The sequence below is a fragment of the Bacteroides sp. genome (genome assembly GCF_052357945.1).
In the GTDB taxonomy this organism is placed as follows: Bacteria; Bacteroidota; Bacteroidia; order Bacteroidales; family Bacteroidaceae; genus Bacteroides.
This window is the reverse complement of sequence record NZ_DAWCXD010000258.1, coordinates 1-3,606: the sequence shown is the minus strand read 5'-3', so window position 1 is coordinate 3,606 and position 3,606 is coordinate 1. Positions and strand designations below refer to the sequence as shown.

6 protein-coding genes are annotated in these 3,606 nt (G+C 42.0%); 3 read left to right on the top strand and 3 right to left on the bottom strand.

All coding sequences use genetic code 11. From position 1 onward, the window contains the following. On the top strand, positions 1-252 hold a 252-nt coding region (locus tag ACT8YW_RS22420; protein WP_444107200.1), incomplete at its 5' end, for a hypothetical protein. Further along, positions 227-472, top strand: a complete 246-nt coding sequence (locus ACT8YW_RS22415; protein ID WP_444107199.1) for an RNA recognition motif domain-containing protein — start codon at positions 227-229, stop codon at positions 470-472. The genes ACT8YW_RS22420 and ACT8YW_RS22415, both read left to right, overlap by 26 nt. A 67-nt stretch (positions 473-539) precedes the next feature. Here ACT8YW_RS22415 and ACT8YW_RS22410 read toward each other — a convergent pair whose 3' ends face one another. Beyond that, entirely contained in the window at positions 540-1,310 is a 771-nt protein-coding gene (locus tag ACT8YW_RS22410) for an ABC transporter ATP-binding protein (protein ID WP_444107198.1), read from the bottom strand. Beyond that, positions 1,307-2,050, bottom strand: coding sequence for an MlaE family ABC transporter permease (locus tag ACT8YW_RS22405; protein ID WP_004308627.1), 744 nt, complete (start codon positions 2,048-2,050; stop codon positions 1,307-1,309). Before ACT8YW_RS22405 ends, ACT8YW_RS22410 begins: the two co-directional genes overlap by 4 nt. A 75-nt stretch (positions 2,051-2,125) precedes the next feature. Here ACT8YW_RS22405 and lptB point away from each other — a divergent pair, with 75 nt between their 5' ends. Next, the gene (gene lptB, locus ACT8YW_RS22400) at positions 2,126-2,887 is read left to right on the top strand and encodes an LPS export ABC transporter ATP-binding protein (RefSeq protein WP_004308626.1); all 762 of its coding nucleotides are present in this window, start codon (positions 2,126-2,128) and stop codon (positions 2,885-2,887) included. A 128-nt stretch (positions 2,888-3,015) separates the two neighbouring features. On the opposite strand, the gene ACT8YW_RS22395 is transcribed toward lptB, so the two are convergent. Then, positions 3,016-3,606, bottom strand: a 591-nt coding sequence (locus ACT8YW_RS22395; RefSeq protein WP_444107197.1) for a GTP-binding protein, incomplete at its 5' end; no start/stop codon positions are given.

Below are 3,606 nucleotides of genomic sequence, written 5' to 3'. Positions count from 1 at the left end.
TTTTTTTCTGATAATCCGCAAATTAACCTTCCAAAAAGATGGTTAATCCAAAAATTATTCTTTTCTTTGCTGCGGATTGATGGACCATTAGTTTCTCGATTTGATTACAAGGTTTTTACTTCCGTTACGAAACGCATTTGTAAACTCTCTGTCGTTTTAATCTTTTTATTAGTAACCATCTATCCAGAGAGTTTTATTCATTTATTTATTTTTTATCATTTTCATTATGAACATTTATGTTGGAAACCTTAACTACCGTGTTAAGGAAGGAGATCTGCAACAAGTGATGGAAGATTACGGAGCAGTATCATCAGTTAAAGTTGTTATGGACAGTGAAACCGGTAAATCCAAAGGATTCGCTTTCATCGAAATGGAAGACGACGCTGCAGCTGCAAAAGCTATTGCTGAATTGAACGGAGCTGAATACATGGGCCGTACAATGGTAGTTAAAGAAGCTAGACCTAGAGCTTAATTGCCGACGCTAATATAGCTAAGAAAAAAAGAAACTTCTGTCACCCCGATGACAGAAGTTTTTTTTATTACCCTTCCATTCCTTGCACTTCCACGTCCTTCACCTTACGGAGCAAGTCTGAAGCAAAGATAAAGTTATTCAATCGTTCGTTGGTAGAGGTAAAGATATCATCTTTTGTCCCTTCCCACTCTTTATGTCCTTCATAAATATAAATCACCTTCTCGCCAATTCCCAATACAGAGTTCATATCATGCGTATTGATAATGGTCGTCATGTTATATTCCTGCGTAATATCATGAATCAGATCATCAATCACCAATGACGTTTTCGGATCGAGTCCCGAGTTCGGTTCATCGCAAAACAAATATTGAGGATTCAGGGCAATCGCACGTGCAATAGCCACACGCTTCTGCATCCCCCCACTGATTTCTCCCGGAAACTTATCTTTCGCCTCCCCCAGATTCACACGATCCAAGCAAAACATCGCCCGTTTGGTACGCTCACGCAAAGTATCATTGCTAAACATATTCAACGGAAACATCACATTGTCCAACACCGTCATCGAGTCAAACAGAGCCGCACTCTGGAAAATCATCCCCATCTCCTTGCGAAGCATCTTTTTCTCCTTCTTCCCCATCAAGACAAGGTTACGTCCGTCATATAAGACTTCCCCCTTCTCCGGAGTAAGCAATCCTACAATACACTTCATCAATACCGTCTTACCGGAGCCACTCTGACCGATAATCAAGTTCGTCTTTCCATTTTCAAAACTAGCATTGATATCGTTCAATACCGTTTTGTCATCAAATGATTTATAAAGTCCTTTAATCTCAATCATCCCATCAAAAGTTTAGTTAATATCAAGTCCGCAAACAGAATCAATACACTGCTGGATACTACGGCATCCGTAGAAGCCTTTCCCACAGCAATCGATCCACCATCCACCGTATATCCGAAGAAAGCAGACACACTTGCAATAATAAACGCAAAAAAGAGGGATTTGATGATACCGGCCCAAATAAACCACTCCACAAACATATATTGCAATCCATATTCCAGATCGACCGCATTCATCACCCCGGCAAACCAACAGGTGCAAAAGGCACCGATAATTCCGGCAAAGATACTGAACGTCACTAAAATAGGAATCACAGTTACCATCGCCGTAATCTTAGGCAGAATCAGGTAGTTTGCCGAATTGATACCCATAATTTCGAGCGCGTCAATCTGCTGCGTCACCCGCATCGTTCCTAATTCCGAAGCGATATTCGATCCTACTTTTCCCGCAAGAATCAAACACATGATAGAGGAAGAAAATTCCAGCAACATAATTTCACGTGTCACATACCCCACTGTCCAGCGAGGCATCCACGGACTTTCGATATTCAACTTGATCTGGATAGTAATAACCGCGCCGATGAAAAACGAAATCAACAGCACGATACCGATGGAGTTCACACCTAGTTGCTCCAACTCGTTAAGGTATTGCCGGAAGAACATACGCATACGTTCGGGACGGGAAAAAGTCCGTCCCATCAGCATGAAATATCTCCCGACGGTTCTCAATGCTTTTATCATAACTCACACTATTTGTCTGCAAATGTACATTATTTCAGCTTATTTTTACTACATTTGCCGCAAAATAACTAGAATATGGAAGAAAGCAAGATGGTGCTCCGCACGGAAGACCTGGTTAAGAAGTACGGTAAACGAACCGTTGTGAGCCACGTTTCCATCAATGTGAAGCAAGGTGAGATTGTAGGTTTGCTGGGACCGAACGGTGCCGGTAAGACGACTTCATTCTATATGACTGTAGGGCTGATTACTCCGAATGAAGGACGTATTTTCCTCGACGACCTGGAGATTACCAAATATCCGGTTTACAAACGAGCGCAAACGGGAATCGGCTACCTTGCACAGGAAGCTTCCGTTTTCCGCCAGATGAGTGTGGAAGATAATATCGCCGCCGTACTGGAAATGACTAACAAGCCCAAAGAATATCAAAAGGAAAAACTCGAAAGCCTGATAGCAGAATTCCGTCTGCAAAAGGTACGCAAAAACAAAGGTAACCAATTGTCCGGAGGTGAACGCCGCCGTACGGAGATTGCCCGTTGTCTTGCCATCGACCCCAAATTCATCATGCTTGACGAACCTTTTGCCGGTGTAGACCCGATTGCCGTAGAAGATATCCAGCAAATTGTTTGGAAGCTGAAAGATAAGAATATCGGAATCCTGATTACCGACCACAACGTACAGGAGACACTTAGTATCACCGACCGCGCCTATCTGCTGTTTGAAGGAAAGATTCTTTTCCAGGGAACACCGGAAGAATTATCGGAGAATCAGATTGTGCGTGAAAAATACTTGAGTAACAGCTTCGTTTTACGCAGAAAAGATTTCCAGTTGGAGAAATAGATTCACCACAGATTAACACAGATTTCCACAGATATTTCATAAAGAATACGGGCTAATCAAATGATACAAAACTTGTAAATTGATTAGCCCGTTTTTTATTTTTAATCTGTGTTAATCTGTGGTGAACTTTACTTCTGTCGAATATAAATATTAACCGGAGTACCTGTCAGATTCCATTTTTCACGCATCTTATTTTCGAGGAAACGTTTGTACGGATCCTTCACATACTGCGGCAAGTTGGCAAAATAGACAAATGAAGGCACTTGCGTATTCGGCAACTGTGTGATATATTTAATCTTGATATACTTACCTTTATTTGAGGGAGGCGGATAAGCCTCGATCAGCGGGAGCATTTCTTCATTCAAACGAGCTGTCGGAATCTTTGTCGTCCGGTTCTCATATACATTACGTGCTTCTTCCAGCACTTTCAGAATACGTTGCTTGGTCAACGCAGAAGCAAAGATGATCGGGAAATCGACAAACGGAGCAAAACGTGAACGGACAGCTTCCTCAAATGTCTTCTGCACTTTCACTGATTTATCTTCCACCAAGTCCCATTTATTAATCACGACTACCAATCCTTTCTGGTTCTTCTGAATCAGAGAAAAGATATTCAAGTCCTGGCTCTCAACACCCCTCGTTGCATCCAACATCAGAATACAAACATCCGAACCTTCGATGGCACGAATCGAACGAATCACCGAATAATATTCCAAGTC